The organism is Nocardioides sp. Z38_18, from assembly GCF_058215695.1.
Map to the genome: position 1 here is coordinate 1,225,017 of NZ_JBZAJE010000001.1, position 15,880 is coordinate 1,240,896.

The 15,880-nt window shown below is 69.9% G+C and carries 12 protein-coding genes; 8 read left to right on the forward strand and 4 right to left on the reverse strand.

Going from position 1 to position 15,880, the window contains the following annotated elements:
• The first annotated feature begins 10 nt into the window (after positions 1-10).
• The 5 genes from AC4BGC_RS05840 (at position 11) to AC4BGC_RS05860 (ending at position 9,034) form a co-directional block, all read left to right on the forward strand.
• Positions 11-1,711, forward strand: coding sequence for a sodium:solute symporter family protein (locus AC4BGC_RS05840; RefSeq protein ID WP_490545137.1), 1,701 nt, complete (start codon positions 11-13; stop codon positions 1,709-1,711).
• 11 nt (positions 1,712-1,722) lie between these two features.
• Positions 1,723-2,013 carry a hypothetical protein gene (locus AC4BGC_RS05845; RefSeq protein WP_490545135.1) on the forward strand — a complete coding sequence of 97 codons (291 nt, stop codon included), beginning with the start codon at positions 1,723-1,725 and terminating at the stop codon, positions 2,011-2,013.
• A 187-nt stretch (positions 2,014-2,200) separates the two neighbouring features.
• Positions 2,201-4,690 (forward strand): leucine--tRNA ligase, encoded by a 2,490-nt coding sequence (leuS, locus tag AC4BGC_RS05850; protein ID WP_490554760.1) that lies wholly within the window; start codon positions 2,201-2,203, stop codon positions 4,688-4,690.
• Between the two features lie 981 nt (positions 4,691-5,671).
• Positions 5,672-6,715, forward strand: coding sequence for a winged helix DNA-binding domain-containing protein (locus tag AC4BGC_RS05855; protein ID WP_490554762.1), 1,044 nt, complete (start codon positions 5,672-5,674; stop codon positions 6,713-6,715).
• A gap of 144 nt (positions 6,716-6,859) precedes the next feature.
• Positions 6,860-9,034 (forward strand): glutamine synthetase III family protein, encoded by a 2,175-nt coding sequence (locus tag AC4BGC_RS05860; RefSeq protein ID WP_490554763.1) that lies wholly within the window; start codon positions 6,860-6,862, stop codon positions 9,032-9,034.
• A 7-nt stretch (positions 9,035-9,041) separates the two neighbouring features.
• On the opposite strand, the gene AC4BGC_RS05865 is transcribed toward AC4BGC_RS05860, so the two are convergent.
• Positions 9,042-10,562: a potassium/proton antiporter gene (locus AC4BGC_RS05865; protein ID WP_490554764.1), complete on the reverse strand. Its 1,521-nt coding sequence runs from the start codon at positions 10,560-10,562 to the stop codon at positions 9,042-9,044.
• Positions 10,563-10,564: 2 nt separating this feature from the next.
• Entirely contained in the window at positions 10,565-10,873 is a 309-nt protein-coding gene (locus AC4BGC_RS05870) for a hypothetical protein (RefSeq protein WP_490545126.1), read from the reverse strand.
• A 235-nt stretch (positions 10,874-11,108) separates the two neighbouring features.
• Here AC4BGC_RS05870 and AC4BGC_RS05875 point away from each other — a divergent pair, with 235 nt between their 5' ends.
• Together AC4BGC_RS05875 and AC4BGC_RS05880 are read left to right on the forward strand one after the other, a co-directional pair.
• Positions 11,109-12,110 (forward strand): sensor histidine kinase, encoded by a 1,002-nt coding sequence (locus AC4BGC_RS05875; protein ID WP_490554767.1) that lies wholly within the window; start codon positions 11,109-11,111, stop codon positions 12,108-12,110.
• Positions 12,107-12,760 (forward strand): response regulator, encoded by a 654-nt coding sequence (locus AC4BGC_RS05880; RefSeq protein ID WP_490545123.1) that lies wholly within the window; start codon positions 12,107-12,109, stop codon positions 12,758-12,760. The genes AC4BGC_RS05875 and AC4BGC_RS05880 overlap by 4 nt, the downstream gene beginning before the upstream one ends.
• Before the next feature lie 7 nt (positions 12,761-12,767).
• On the opposite strand, the gene AC4BGC_RS05885 is transcribed toward AC4BGC_RS05880, so the two are convergent.
• Both AC4BGC_RS05885 and AC4BGC_RS05890 read right to left on the reverse strand, forming a co-directional pair.
• Positions 12,768-14,051: an ArsB/NhaD family transporter gene (locus tag AC4BGC_RS05885; RefSeq protein WP_490554768.1), complete on the reverse strand. Its 1,284-nt coding sequence runs from the start codon at positions 14,049-14,051 to the stop codon at positions 12,768-12,770.
• Positions 14,052-14,137: 86 nt separating this feature from the next.
• The gene (locus tag AC4BGC_RS05890) at positions 14,138-14,803 is read right to left on the reverse strand and encodes an SDR family oxidoreductase (RefSeq protein WP_490554770.1); all 666 of its coding nucleotides are present in this window, start codon (positions 14,801-14,803) and stop codon (positions 14,138-14,140) included.
• A 153-nt stretch (positions 14,804-14,956) separates the two neighbouring features.
• Here AC4BGC_RS05890 and AC4BGC_RS05895 point away from each other — a divergent pair, with 153 nt between their 5' ends.
• On the forward strand, positions 14,957-15,817 hold the full coding sequence (locus AC4BGC_RS05895) for a DegV family protein (protein ID WP_490554772.1): 861 nt from the start codon (positions 14,957-14,959) through the stop codon (positions 15,815-15,817).
• Positions 15,818-15,880: the final 63 nt, after the last annotated feature.

Genomic DNA, 15,880 nt, shown 5'->3' on the forward strand with positions numbered 1-15,880 from the left:
GGGAGGCTCGATGGTACTGGCAGCAGACGCACAGCTCCGGCTGGACGCGAACTGGATCGACTACCTGATCGTCGCGCTCTACTTCGCGTTCGTGATCGGCATCGGCGTCATGGCGAAGCGCTCGGTCTCCTCGAGCATCGACTTCTTCCTCTCGGGCCGCTCGCTGCCCGCCTGGGTCACGGGGCTGGCGTTCATCTCCGCCAACCTCGGCGCGGTCGAGATCATGGGCATGTCCGCGAACGGGGCCCAGTTCGGCATCCCGACGGTGCACTACTTCTGGATCGGCGCCGTCCCGGCGATGCTGTTCCTCGGCGTCGTGATGATGCCGTTCTACTACGGCTCGAAGGTGCGCTCGGTCCCGGAGTACATGCGCAAGCGGTTCGGCACCGGGGCGCACCTGGTGAACGCGCTGAGCTTCGCGACCGCGCAGCTGCTCATCGCGGGCATCAACCTGTTCCTGCTGGCGAAGATCGTGAACATCCTGCTCGGCTGGAACCTCTACCTCTCACTGGTCGTCGCAGCGATCGTCGTCCTGTCCTACATCACCCTCGGTGGCCTCTCCGCGGCGATCTACAACGAGGTGCTGCAGTTCTTCGTGATCGTCGCGGCGCTGCTGCCGCTCACCCTGGTGGGGCTGCACAAGGTGGGCTGGTACGGCGGGCTGAAGGAGAAGATCATCGCCGCCGGCGACGGGACCGCGCAGCTGTCCTCCTGGCCGGGCACGAACCTCACCGGCATCGACAGCCCGCTGCTGTCGGTGATCGGTCTCGTCTTCGGTCTCGGGTTCGTGCTCTCGTTCGGCTACTGGACCACCAACTTCGTCGAGGTCCAGCGCGCGATGGCCTCGAGCTCGATCTCCGCGGCCCAGCGCGCGCCGATCATCGGCGCCTTCCCGAAGATGTTCATCCCGTTCATCGTGATCTTCCCGGGCATGATCGCCGCGGTCGTCGCCTCCGAGGTGGCCAACGCCAAGGCGTCGGGGGACCCGAACTTCGACTACAACAACTCGCTGCTCTACCTGATCCGCGACCTGCTGCCCAACGGGATGCTGGGCATCGCGATCGCGGGTCTGCTGGCCTCGTTCATGGCCGGTATGGCGGCCAACATCTCGGCGTTCAACACGGTCTTCTCCTACGACCTGTGGCAGACCTACGTGGTCAAGGACCGCGACGACGACTACTACCTGCGCATCGGGCGGGTGGCCACGGTCGGGGCCACGGTGGTCGCGATCGGGACCGCGCTGATCGCCAGGAACTACCAGAACATCATGGACTACCTGCAGACGCTGTTCGGGTTCTTCAACGCCCCGCTGTTCGCCACCTTCATCCTCGGCATGTTCTGGAAGCGGATGTCGCCGACCGCTGCCTGGGTGGGGCTGGTCAGCGGCACGCTCGCCGCCATCGTGGTCGGCGTGATCGGCACCGACGTGCTCGGGCCGATGTCGCTGAACCTGATCTCGCTCAGCGGCCAGGGCGCAAGCTTCGTGGCGGCCGGTGCGGCGTTCGTGACCGACATCGTGGTCAGCGTCGTGGTCACCTTGATGACCCGGCCGAAGCCGGAGTCCGAGCTCAGGGGGCTGGTCTACTCGCTCACGCCGAGGTCGGACTTCCACGACGAGAACGAAGGTGTCCTCGCGTGGTACCAGCAGCCGACCAAGCTCGCGGGCGTCGGCCTCGTCATGGTCATCATCCTCAACATCGTGTTCTGGTAAGGAGCGCCCACATGGCTGAGAACGAAGCACCGCACCGCGCCGGACTCTTCGACATCCGCGTCATCATCGGGTCGCTGATCGGGATCTACGGCCTGATCCTCATCGTGGCCGGCCTGTTCACCAGCGACTCCCAGATGGCCAAGGCCGACGACCTGAACATCAACCTGTGGGCCGGTATCGGCATGCTCGTCGCCGGGATCGTCTTCGGCACCTGGGCGAGGCTGCGGCCGATCGTGGTGCCTCCCGAGCCCGAGGGGGAGGCGTCCCAGGAGGCCCCTCAGGCCGATGGGCCGGCGCACTGAGGAGCCGGGACCGAGGGCCGTGGGCGCCCGTGAACGGCGGGGATAGGATGGTCCCATGAAGCGCGCCCCGCTCCTCGACTAGCCGCGTCGTACCTCCGAGGCGGCTGCCCCTCTTCCCGAGGGGCATTTTTGTGCCCGCTGCAGGCGCCCTTCCCGAGCACGACGAACCAGGAAGTTGTCAGAGACGATGAGCGAGCAGGACCAGACCCGAGCCCCGATCGAGGGCTACGACGTCCACGCCACCGAGGCCAAGTGGCTTCCGGTGTGGGACGAGCTGGACCCGTTCCGGGCCGACGACGACAGCCCGCGTGAGAAGCGCTACGCGCTGACGATGTTCCCCTACCCGAGCGGCGACCTGCACATGGGGCACGCCGAGGTCACCGCCCTGCACGACGTGATCGCCCGCTACTGGTGGCAGCGCGGCTACGAGGTGATGAACCCGATCGGCTGGGACTCCTTCGGCCTGCCGGCCGAGAACGCCGCGATCAAGCGCAACGAGCACCCGGCGACGTACACCTACGCCAACATCGAGACCCAGGCGGCGTCGTTCCGCCGCTACGGCATCAGCTTCGACTGGTCGCGGCGGCTGCACACCTCCGATCCGGAGTACTACCGCTGGACCCAGTGGCTGTTCCTCCAGCTGCGCAAGCGTGGGCTGGCCTACCGCAAGTCCAGCCCGGTGAACTGGTGCCCCAACGACCAGACCGTGCTGGCCAACGAGCAGGTCGTGGACGGCGCCTGCGAGCGCTGCGGTGCCGAGGTCACCAAGCGTGAGCTGACCCAGTGGTACTTCAAGGTCACCGACTACGCCCAGCGGCTGCTCGACGACATGGAGACCCTGGACTGGCCCGACCGCGTCCTGACGCTGCAGCGCAACTGGATCGGTCGCTCCGAGGGCGCGCACGTCGACTTCGAGGTCACCACTGAGGGCACCGGTGCGACCCGAACGGTCAGCGTCTACACCACCCGCCCGGACACGCTTTTCGGTGCCACGTTCATGGTGGTCGCCGCCGACGCGAAGCTGGCCGAGGAGATCGTCGCGCCGGAGCAGCGGGCGGCGTACGACGACTATCTCGCCGAGACCCGCAAGGCCTCCGACATCGACCGGATGGCCACCGACCGCCCCAAGACCGGGGTGTTCCTGGGCGCCTACGCGCTCAACCCGGTCAACGGCGAGCGGGTGCCGGTGTGGGCCTCGGACTACGTGCTGGCCGACTACGGCACCGGCGCGATCATGGCGGTGCCCGCGCAGGACCAGCGCGACTGGGCGTTCGCGACGAAGTTCGGCCTGCCGATCGTGCGCACCGTGCAGCCTCCCGAGGGTTGGGAGGGTGAGGCGTTCACCGGCAACGGCCCCGCGATCAACTCCTCGAACGAGTCCGTGTCGCTGGACGGCATGGACGTCGACGAGGCCAAGCGCACCATCATCGGCTACCTCGAGGAGCGCGGCGCCGGGCGCGGCGCTGTGAACTTCCGGCTGCGCGACTGGCTGCTCTCCCGCCAGCGGTTCTGGGGCTGCCCCATCCCGGTGGTGCACTGCCCGGCCTGCGGCGAGGTCGACGTACCCGAGGACCAGCTGCCGGTGGTGCTGCCCGAGCTCAAGGGCGCCGACCTCAAGCCCAAGGGCGTCTCGCCGCTGGCCGCGGCCGAGGACTGGGTCAACGTGGACTGCCCGAAGTGCGGGGGACCCGCCAAGCGCGACTCCGACACGATGGACACCTTCGTCGACTCGAGCTGGTACTTCCTGCGCTACGCCTCGCCCAACGACGACACCCAGGCCTTCGACCCCGACCTGGTCAAGCAGTGGCTGCCGGTCAACCAGTACGTCGGCGGTGTCGAGCACGCGGTGCTGCACCTGCTCTACAGCCGGTTCTTCACCAAGGTGCTCTTCGACATGGACCTGGTGGACTTCGAGGAGCCGTTCACCGCGCTGCTCAACCAGGGCGTGGTGATCAACCAGGGCAAGAAGATGAGCAAGTCGCTGGGCAACGGCGTCGACCTCGGTGCCCAGCTCGAGGAGTTCGGCGTGGACGCCGTCCGGCTCACCCTGGTCTTCGCGGGTCCGCCGGAGGACAACATCGACTGGGCCGACATGTCGCCTGCCGGGTCGCTGCGGTTCCTGCAGCGCGCCTGGCGACTGTCCGGCGACGTGACCAGCCCGGCGGGGACCTCGCCGGACGCAGGCGACGTCGCCCTGCGCCGGGTGACCCACCGGACGCTGCACGACGCCGCCGAGCTGATCGAGTCGCACCGGTTCAACGTGATGGTCGCCCGGATGATGGAGCTGGTGAACGCCACCCGCAAGGCGATCGATTCCGGCTGCGGCCCCGAGGACCCCGCCGTGCGCGAGGCCACGGAGGCGGTGGCGATCCTGCTGTCCCTCGTGGCGCCGTACACCGCGGAGGAGATGTGGGAGCGCCTCGGCCACCAGCCCACGGTCGCGAAGGCCGGCTGGCCGGTGGTCGACGAGGCCCTGCTGGTCGAGGAGTCGGTCACGGCCGTGGTCCAGGTCCAGGGCAAGCTCCGCGCCCGCCTGGAGGTCTCGCCCGACATCACCGAGGCCGACCTCGAGGCCGCAGCCCTGGCCGACCCGTCGGTCCAGCGAGCCATCGAGGGCAAGACAGTCCGCAAGGTCATCGTCCGCGCCCCCAAGCTGGTCAACCTCGTAGTCAGCTGACGGCCGCGCAGACGTACGACGGCGCACCCGACCCGTAGGTGGTCGAGCAGCGAGCGAAGCGAGCGGTCAGTCGAGACCACGCTGGGTGAGGCGAGAGCCAGACGTACGACGGCAGAGGCTCCGTGCCCGCAGACGTACGACGGGGCACGCAACCCCACGGTGGTCGAGCAGCGAGCGAAGCCTTGCGTCGAGCAGCGAGCGTCAGCGAGTGGTCAGTCGAGACGAGCGGATAGTCGAGACCACGCTGGGTGAGGCGGAAAGCAGACCCGAGGCACGCAAAGGACCCGGCCGGCCCGGGGGCAGGAACTCGAAAATCTCTCCAACTATTTTCCCGATCCCCAGTGAAACAAGGGGATTCTCGCCGGAAACTGGACCAACCCGCACGGGCTCCAGTTCCTGCGGGATCACCACGGGACGGTTGATGTCACCGCGGATCGGCCGCCGCCGCGGCCGGACGCGCCGCCGCACTTCTGTTGACTCCGCCCTCTCTGCGTGGGGTGGGTCTGACTGCGGGCTCACCTGGAGTGGTCTCGACTGTCCGCTCGCTGGCGCTCGCTGCTCGACCACCTTGGGTGGGCTGTCCCGTCGTACGTCCGAGTGGGGCCCTCGTGCCGTCGTACGTCTGGCTCCCGGCTCACCTGAGTGGTCTCGACTATCCGCTCGTCTCGACTATCCGCTCGTCTCGGCTGTCCGCTCGCTGGCGCTCGCTGCTCGACGCGAGGCTTCGCTCGCTGCTCGACCACCTGAGGGGTGGCCTGCCCCGGCGTACGCCTGGGGCGGAGCCCGCGCCGTCGTACGTCCCGCTCCGAGCTCACCTTAGTGGTCTCGACTATCCGCTCGCTTCGCTCGCTGCTCGACCACCTTGTGGTCGCGCGCGCCCGGCTACGCACCCTTGGGTCGGAGCCGCGCCGGCGCTCGCTGGCGCTCGCTGCTCGACCACCTTGGGAGGGCCGTCGGGGCTCGGCGATCTAGGCTGCCGGGGTGCTGAGCCTTCGCGACCTGAACCGCACGCTGTTGCTGCGGCAGCACCTGCTGGAGCGGGTGGAGATGCCGGCGCTGGGGATGGTGAGGCACCTGATCGGGTTGCAGGCGCAGGACAACCTGCCGCCGTACCTGTCGCTGGCGGCGCGGATCGAGGGGTTCGACCCGCTGGAGCTCTCCGCGGCGCTGGAGAGCCGGGAGGCCGTGCGGCTGCTGACCATGCGCGGGACCATCCACGTGCTGCTGCCCGACGACGCGCTCACGCTGCGGCCGTGGGTGCAGCGGACGCTGGACCAGCAGAGCTCCTCCAACCAGATGAACCGGGCTGCCCGCGGCGTACCGGTCGAGGACGTCGTCGCCGAGGTACGACGGGTGCTCGCCACCGCGGGCCCGCTCCCGGTCAAGCAGCTGGGGGAGCGCCTGGCCGAGACCTTCACCGGGGTGCCGCCCGGCGCGCTCGCCCACGTGGCGCGGGAGCGGGTGCCCCTGGTGCAGCTGCCCCCGCGGGGACTCTGGAAGCGCTCCGGTGGGGTCGTCTACGACACCGTGGAGAACTACCTGGGCAGCCCCAAGCAGGTCGACCTCCCGGAGCTGGTGCGTCGCTACCTGCGGGCGTTCGGTCCCGGCACCGCCGCCGACATGACGGCGTGGTCACGGGTGACCAGGCTCGGGCCGGTGTTCGCGTCCATGCAGGACGAGCTGGTCGTGGTGGAGTGCGAGGACGGGCGGAGGCGCTACGACGTCCCGGACGCGCCGTACGCCGACGGGGACACCCCGGCGCCGGTGAGGCTGCTGGGCACCTACGACAACGTCTGGCTCTCCACGGCGAGCCGTGACCACATCGTCCCGGCGGAGGTTCGCCCGCGCTGGGCGGGGACGAACGGGGGAGTCGGGCACACGATCTTCGTGGACGGCTTCATGGCCGGGCTGTGGTGGTTCCGCGACGGCCGCGTGGTCACGGACCTGTTCGTGAAGCCGACCCGGAGCCAGGCGGCCGAGCTCGACGACGAGGTCCAGCGGGTCACCGAGCTCCTGTCCCGCTGAGCCCTTTGGAGCCTGCATGGGCGAGACGTGGCATTGGTTCACGAGACCGAAACACCGCCGACTCGTGCAGTGCGGAAGCGCTCCTAGGTTGGATGAGTCAGCTTCTCCGTCGCCGCCCAGCGGACTCATCAAGGGATGTCATCAGTGAGTGGAAACAACGTTCGCCTCGAAGCGATCAAGGCCGTCGAGGCCCATGTTCCTCCCGCAACCACGTTCGCGCTCACCGAGACTCCCGGCGAGATCTTCGGTGAGAACGTCTTCAGCAAGACCGTGATGCAGAAGCGGCTGCCCAAGTCGGTCTTCAAGTCCGTCCTCGCCACGATCGAGCACGCCGCTCCTCTCGACCCGACCATGGCCGACGCCGTCGCGTCGGCGATGAAGGACTGGGCGATGGAGAAGGGGGCGACCCACTACGCCCACGTGTTCTACCCGTTGACCGGGTTCACCGCGGAGAAGCACGACAGCTTCCTCGAGCCGGCCGGTGACGGCTCCGCCCTCGCGGAGTTCTCCGGCAAGACCCTGGTCCAGGGCGAGCCCGACGCCTCCAGCTTCCCGCACGGCGGGCTGCGCAACACCTTCGAGGCCCGTGGGTACACCGGCTGGGACGCCACCAGCCCGGCGTACGTCCTGGAGAACCCGCACGGCAACACCCTGTGCATCCCGACGGTGTTCGTGTCGATGACCGGTGAGGCCCTCGACCACAAGACGCCGCTGCTGCGCTCGCAGCAGGCGATGGCCGACCACGCCGAGCGCATCCTGCGGCTTTTCGGGCACGAGCCGGACCGCGTGGTCTCCTACTGCGGCGCCGAGCAGGAGTACTTCCTCGTCGACCGGCACTTCTTCCTGGCCCGCCCGGACCTGCTGAACTCCGGGCGCACCCTGTTCGGCACCAAGCCGCCCAAGGGCCAGGAGTTCGACGACCACTACTTCGGCGCCATCCCCGAGCGCGTGCTGGGCTTCATGATGGACACCGAGCGAGAGCTGTTCAAGCTCGGTATCCCGGCCAAGACCAGGCACAACGAGGTCGCTCCCGGGCAGTTCGAGATCGCCCCGATGTTCGAGCGTGCGAACGTCGCGGCCGACCACCAGCAGCTGCTGATGACGACGTTCAAGACCGTCGCGAAGAAGCACGGGATGGAGTGCCTGTTCCACGAGAAGCCCTTCGAGGGCGTCAACGGCTCCGGCAAGCACGTCAACTTCTCGCTGGGCAACGCCACCGAGGGCAACCTGCTGCTGCCGGGTGACAACCCGCACGACAACGCGCAGTTCCTCGTGTTCTGCGCCGCGGTGATCCGAGCGGTGCACAAGTTCGGTGGGTTGCTGCGCGCGTCGGTGGCCTCGGCCTCCAACGACCACCGGCTCGGGGCGAACGAGGCGCCTCCCGCGATCATCTCGATCTTCCTCGGTGCTCAGCTCGCCGACGTCTTCGACCAGATCGCGAAGGGGGGCGCCACCTCCTCGAAGGACAACGGCACCCTGATGGTGGGGGTGGACACGATCCCCGTCCTCCCGACCGACCCGGGTGACCGCAACCGGACCAGCCCGTTCGCCTTCACCGGCAACCGCTTCGAGTTCCGCGCACCGGGATCGATGCAGACGGTCGCCGGCCCGATGGTCACGCTGAACACGATCATGGCCGAGGCCCTGGACCACATCGCCACCAACCTGGAGGCGGCCCAGGCCGAGGGCACCGACTTCAACACCTCGGTGCAGAACGTCCTCGCCGAGATCATCGCCAACCACGGCGCAGCCGTGTTCAACGGCGACGGGTACTCCGAGGAGTGGGAGGCCGAAGCCGAGGCGCGTGGGTTGCCGAACCTGCGTACGACGCTCGACGCGTTGCCCGAGCTGATCACCGAGGAGGCGATGGAGCTCTTCGAGCACTACAAGGTCTTCAACCACCGCGAGATGCACAGCCGCTACGAGATCGGGCTGGAGCACTACGCCCTCAGCATCGGGGTGGAGGCGAGGTCCACGCTGGAGATCGGCAACACCGCCGTGCTCCCGGCCGCCATGCGCTACCAGACCGAGGTGGCGCTCAACCTCGGAGCGCTGAAGGCTGCCGGCGTGGACGCAGACACCTCGGCCCTGGACGCGATCTCCGTGCCACTGGCCGACCTCCGCGCGGCCCTCGCCACCCTGGGGGAGGCGCTCGCGGACGAGTCGGCGAGCACTCCCGTCGCGGAGGCGGAGCACGCGAGGGACGCGCTGCTGCCCGCGATGGCGGCGGTGCGAGCCGCCGGTGACCTGATCGAGGGCGTCGTGGCCGACGACCTGTGGCCGCTGCCCACCTACCAGGAGATGCTCTACATCCTCTGAGGCCGGGTCAGGGGCCGCTGCGCAGCCTGACGGGCTCGGCGTCCGGTGAGCCCGCTTCGCCGTACCAGACGCCGAGCCGCCCGGAGGCACCGATCGCCCGCAACCGGTGCTCGGTCTCGGCCCGTGCGGAGTCGGAGACGGCGAGCAGGAGATGGTCGCCCACCCGCAGGGACGTGTGCTCGTCGGGCACGAAGATCTGGCCCTCGCGGTGCACCAGGGCGAGCGCTGCGTTCCGGGGCAGCCGCAGGTCGATGACGTAGAGGCCGGCCAGCCGTGAGCCCGGTGGGATCTGCAGCTGCAGCAGGCTGGCGTGGATCTCCTCCAACGGCGCCGACTCGACGGTCAGCTCGTTCGGGGTGCCCTCGAGGGCGACCCCGGTACGTCGCGCGAGCCAGGGCAGCGTCGGTGCCTGCACCAGCGTGAAGCCGACCACCAGCAGGAACACCACGTCGAAGATCCGGTCGGCCGAGGGCAGGCCGCGCCCGATCGGGATGGTCGCCAGCACGATCGGTACGGCGCCCCGCAGACCGGCCCATGACATGAAGAGCTGGTGCCGCCACGGCACCCGGAACCACCGGGCACACAGGGCCACCGAGGCCGGCCGGGCGACGAAGGTGAGGGCCACCCCCACGATCAGGGCGGGCACCAGCGCCTCGGGCAGCCGGCTCGGCGAGGCGAGCAGCCCCAGCATCACGAACAGCCCGATCTGGGCGAGCCAGGCCAACCCGTCGGCGAAGCCCGCGGTCGCCTGCCGGTGGGGGAGCCGGGCGTTGCCCAGCCACATCCCGGCCACGTAGATCGCCATCAGGCCGCTGGCCTGCGCCGTGCCCGCCAGGGCGAAGGCCAGGAACAGGATCGCCATCGTGGCCAGGGGGTAGAGCCCCGCCGCCGGCAGCGCGCTGCGCTGCAGCAGCCACTGGCCGGCGCGCGCGACCGCCAACCCGATCAGCAGGCCGCCGAGCAACTGGTAGACGAGCAGTCCGCCGATCTGCAGCGGGTCGGCCGACGACCACGCGTCGCTGGCGACCAGGGTCACCAGGATGATCACCGGGGGGTCGTTGAACCCGGACTCGGCCTCCAGGGTGGCGCGCACCCGGGCGTTGATCGGCAGCCGGCGCATGATGGAGAAGGTCGCCGCGGCGTCCGTGGAGCCCACCACCGCGCCGAGCAGCAACGCGGTCCGCAGGTCCACGTCGAGCACCGCGTAGGTGATGCCCGCCGTGATCGCCACGCTGACCGCCACCCCGAGCGTCGCGAGCAGCCCGGCCAGCGACGCCACGGGCCGGATCACCTCGGCCTTGGTGCTCAGCCCACCCTCGGCGAGGATGACCGCCAGCGCGAGGGTGCCGAGGACCATCGTCAGGTCGACGTCCTCGAAGCCGAGGCCGAGACCGGACTCTCCCAGCGCCAGCCCGATCGTGAGGTACAGCAGCAGGCTGGGCAGGCCGGCGCGCGCCGAGACGCGGACGGCAGCGACACCGACCAGGAGCACCAGCGCACCGAGCAGGATCGCGAGGTTGAGGTCCATCCTCAGGTGGTCAGGGAACCTGCGAGGAGTCGCTGCAGCTCAGGGGTGACCTCGATGTCGGACCCCAGGACGTGCACTGCCTCGATCACTGCTCCGGGCACCAGGTCCACCGGGACCCAGTCCACCGCGGACCCCACGGACGGCAGCTCGGTGGCGGTCCGGCTCCCGATCTCTCGCCGGAGCACGCGCTCGACTGCGTCCATGGCGAGGTCCGCGAGGTCCACGGAGACTGCAGAGTCCCCGGCCGTCCCCCCGAGCGGCCGCATCGTGAACTCCGTCTGGAGGTGGGCGGTGACTCCGTCCGCGGTCATTGCCGTCACCGTCGCCCACAGGTGCAGTGGTGCGCGCGAACGACGGGAACGTTGTCCCGGCGCGAGGAGCCGGTGGAGTGCACGTCGCAGGAACGACATCTCGACCTCCTCAAGGCTGGTGCGGTGACCCGCCCCCCAGGTATGTGGTTCGGGCCCCGCACCGTCAGTGTTGTCGAGGGGGACACCGGATCACATGGGGCCTTGTCCCCACTTCCGCGGGCGTGAGGTGGGCCGCGTGGACACGGCGTACGCCGTCGGCAAGGGTGACCAGATGATGTCCATGCCCGATCTCTCGCTGACCACGCGAGTGGTGCTGACCAACGGGCTGCTGTTCGCCCTCGGGACGGCGCTGCTGGCGTTCTCGCCGGCGACCGTCTCCTCCGACCCGCTGCTGTCCGAGGTCGCGGTGCTGGTGGTGGGGCTGGGCGTGATGATCGCGGCGAACGCCCTCCTGGTCGCGGCCGCCCTGCGCCCGCTCGACCGGCTGGTCAGGCAGCTCGACCGGGCCCGCAGCACCGAGCCCATCGAGCGCCTCCCGGTGCCGTCCTCGGGGATCGCGGCCCGGCTGGCCACGTCGGTCAACGACCTGCTCGACCGGATCGAGGCAGGCCGGCGGCAGAGCAACATCGCCGCGCTCGCCGCCCAGGAGGCCGAGCGCTCGCGCATCGCCCAGGAGCTGCACGACGGCGTCGGCCAGTCACTGACCGCGCTCCTGCTCGAGACCGGGATGCTCGTGGAGACCCAGCCGACCAGGGAGGCGCTGGAGCGACTGCGCGAGGGCACCCGGTCCGGCCTCGACGAGGTCCGCGAGGTCGCCCGGCGACTACGGCCGCACGTGCTCGAGGACCTCGGGCTGCGCAGCGCGCTCGCCGCGCTCACCACCGACCTGTTCACCCACGTCGACACCCACGTACGCCGCGGGATCAACCCCGGCCTCCCGCCGCTGGACGACGCCGTCGAGCTGGTCGTGTTCCGGGTCGCCCAGGAGGCGATGACCAACGTCGCTCGCCATGCGCAGGCCCGTACCGTGGAGCTGACGCTGGGCGTGGTGGGCAACGAGGTGGAGCTGGTGGTCAGCGACGACGGCGTGGGCATCGGTCACCGGGCCGACGGCACCGGCCTGCGCGGCATGCGCGAGCGGGCGCTGCTCGTCGGCGGCACGCTGGAGGTCCGGCGCCGCGACGGTGGTGGAACCGTGGTGCGGTTGCGCGTGCCGCTGCCCGAGGCAAGCCGGTGAGCGCGCCCGCCCGGATCCTGCTGGCCGACGACCACGGGCTGGTACGCCGCGGCGTACGGATGATCCTGGAGACGCAGCCGGACCTCGAGGTCGTCGCCGAGGCCGAGGACGGCATGGAGGCCGTCCAGCTGGTCCGGGAGACCGAGGTGGACCTCGCGATCCTGGACGTCGCCATGCCGCGGCTCACCGGGCTCCAGGCGGCCCGGGAGATCTCACGGCTGCCGAACCCGCCCAAGATCCTGATGCTCTCCATGCACGACAACGAGCAGTACTTCTTCGAGTCGCTGCGCGTCGGGGCCTCCGGCTACGTGCTGAAGTCGGTGGCCGACCGCGACCTCGTGAACGCCTGCAGGGCCGCGCTGCGCGGGGCGTCGTTCCTCTACCCGGGGGCGGAGAGCGCGCTGGTGAAGGACTACCTCGAGCGGATGCGGCGCGGGGAACGGCTCCCAAGGGCGGTGCTCACCCCGCGCGAGGACGAGGTGGTCAAGCTGATCGCGGAGGGCTGGTCCTCGCGTGAGATCGCCAAGGAGCTGACCATCAGCGTCAAGACCGTGGAACGGCACCGGGAGAACATCCTGCAGAAGCTCGGGATGCGCGACCGCACCGAGCTGACCCGCTACGCGATCCGCGTCGGCCTGATCGAGCCGTGAGCCGGTCCTAGGCGTAGTAGCGCAGCCAGACGTAGGGCCACGCGACGACGAGCGTGGTGCTGGTGACGATCAGGCCGTACTTGGTGAAGGTCCAGAAGCTGATCGGCTCGCCCTTCGTCGCGGCGATCCCGAGGATGACCACGTTCGCGCCCGCCGCGACGGCAGTGGTGTTGCCGCCGAGGTCGGCACCGAGGGCGAAGGCCCACCACAGCCCCTGTCCCTGGCTCCCCGGGGCGGCGGCCACGAGGTCCTGGACGATCGGCACCATCGCGGCGGTGTAGGGGATGTTGTCGACGAACGCGCCGAGCACGGCCGAGCCGAAGAGCAGCGCGGTGGCGGCGCCGAGCCAGTTCTCACCGGTGGCCTCGATGGCGCGCTCGCCGAGCCAGCCGATCACGCCGACCTCGACCAGTCCGCCGACGAGGACGAACAGCGCCATGAAGAACACCAGCGTCGGCCACTCCACCGAGGCCAGGAACTTCTGCGGGGTGGCCCTGGAGATCAGGATCAGCACCCACGCCCCCAGCAGCGCGACCTGGGAGGGCTCGATGTGCAGGGCGCTGTGCAGGCCGAAGCCGACCGTGACCAGGGCGACGACGGCGAGGCTGCGCCGCAGCAGCACCGGGTCGGTGATCGCGTCGCGTGGCCGCAGCCCCATCACCTCCGCAGCCCGCGCAGGATTGCCGACGAGGTGCTTGCGGAACATCACCCGGCACAGCAGGACCAGGACCCCCACGAGCACGACCACGAGCGGTGCCAGGTGGATGAGGAAGTCGTTGAAGCTGAGCCCAGCCCGGCTCGCGATGATGATGTTGGGCGGGTCACCGATCAGGGTCGCGGTGCCGCCGATGTTGGAGGCGAACGCCAGCGTCATCAGGTACGGCGCGCTCCGCAGCCCCAGGCGCCGGCAGGTCGTCAGGGTGACCGGTGCCATCAGCAGCACCGTGGTGACGTTGTCGAGCAGCGCGCTCGCCGCCGCGGTCAGCACGATGAGCAGCACCATCAGGCGGAACGGTCGGCCCCGCGACTTCTGCGCGGCCCAGATGGCGAGGAACTCGAAGAGGCCGGTCATCTCCAGCACGCCGACGATGAGCATCATCGCGAACAGCAGGAAGATGACGTTCCAGTCGACACCGCTCTCGGGGGAGCCGAAGGCCGTCTCCGTGTCGGTCACCCCGACGAACATCATCAGCGCCACGCCGCCGATCGCGGCGGTCACCCGGTGGATGCGTTCCGTGGCGATCAGTGCATAGGTAACGAGGAAGATGGCGCAGGCCAGGAAGACATCCACCCGGGAGAGGTTGGCGGTCGGGGGCAGACCCCGCCATTGGGTCTGCTCCCCATCCTGGAGGCGCCAGCGAGGCACTCAGGGAAGCGTCAGGGGCGCAGCGAGGCGATCGCGTCGTCCACCGACTTGTCGCCGTTGATCACGTCGAAGGTCATCCCGATGGTGTGCTCGCGCTCGAGGGTCACGGCCAGCACGTGCGCCACGTCCCCCCGGGTGACCGAGCCGTAGTCGAGCCGGCCGACCTCGACCCGTCCGGTCGGGACGTCGTTGGTCAGGGCCCCCGGACGCACGATCGTCCAGTCCAGGCTCCGGCCCCGCACGTAGTCGTCCGCCTCCTGCTTGGCCCGCAGGTAGACCTGCATCACGTCCTCCTCCGAGCCGTCGGCGGGCGGGGGAGCGGCCTGCTCGGTCCCCATCGCGGACACCATCAGGTAGCGGCGTACGCCGGTCAGCTCGGCGGCGTCGGCGAGCATGATCGCGGCGCCCTTGTCCACGGTCTCCTTGCGCTGGGCGTTGCCGTCGGGGCCGCCACCCGCGGCGAAGACGACGGCGTCGGCGCCGCGCATGATGTCGGACATCGCGACGACGTCGGTGTCCTCCAGGTCGATCATCGCCGGCTCGATCCCGTACTTCTCCAGGTCACCGACCTGTTCGGCCTTGCGGATCATCCCGACCGGGTGATGGCCGGCGGCGGCGACCAGCTTCCCGAACTGCCGGGCGATCTGCCCGTGGCCGCCTGCGATCACGATGCGCATGGATCTCCTGTCCTGGTTCTGCTCGGTCTGTGCCGTGGACGAGGCCACGGCTCCTGCGTCATGTGTACCCACCCCAGCCGAACTCCACGCCGCCAGGGGCGGCCCGGCACGCTGGGGTGGGGCCTCGCGAGGTCGCGGCGATAGCCTCTGCCCATGCCTGTCGCCCTGGTCACCGACTCGACCGCCTCGCTCTCGGCCGGGACGGCCGCTGCGCACGGCGTCACCGTGGTCCCGCTGCAGGTCATCATCGGTGCCACGTCCTACGACGAGTCCGGGGAGGACGGCTCCGTCACCCCGCAGATGCTCGCCGAGGCACTCAAGGCGTGGACCCCGGTGAGCACCTCGCGACCCAACCCCGAGGTGATCCTGGAGACCTACGAGAAGCTGGCGGCCGACGGGTTCGACTCGATCGTCTCGGTGCACATCTCGGCCGAGCTGAGCGGGACGTTCGAGTCCGCGCAGCTCGCTGCGAAGCGGTCACCGGTGCCGGTGACGCTGGTCGACTCCCGGCAGGTGGGCATGGGCACCGGGTACGCCGTGCTGGCCGCCGCGGAGGCGATCGCCGCCGGAGCCGACGCCGAGACCGCCGGCGCCGCAGCGCGCCACCGGGCAGCCGAGACCACCTCGCTGTTCTACGTCGACACCCTGGAGTACCTGCGCCGCGGCGGCCGGATGGGCGCTGCTGCGGCGCTGCTCGGCTCCGCCCTGGCGGTCAAGCCGATCCTCAAGGTCGACGACGGCCGGATCGGTCCCTTCGAGAGGGTCCGCACCGCAGGCAAGGCCCTCTCGCGCCTGGAGGAGCTGATCGTGGAGGCGGCCGGCGACGCGGAGGTCGACGTCGCGGTGGCCCACCTCGCCAGCCCCGACCGGGCCGCGGCCCTGGCCGAGCGGCTCGGCAACCGGCTGGCCGACGGCCTGGGGGACCGTGAGGTGTCGCTGGGTGAGATCGGGGCGGTCCTCGGCGCCCACGTGGGCCCCGGGATGGTCGCGGTCGCGATGTCCCGGCGTACCTGAGCCCGCACAGCCTGCTGCCGGACGGCAGTTGTCCACAGGTCGCCCGAACGGCCTTCCGCCGGG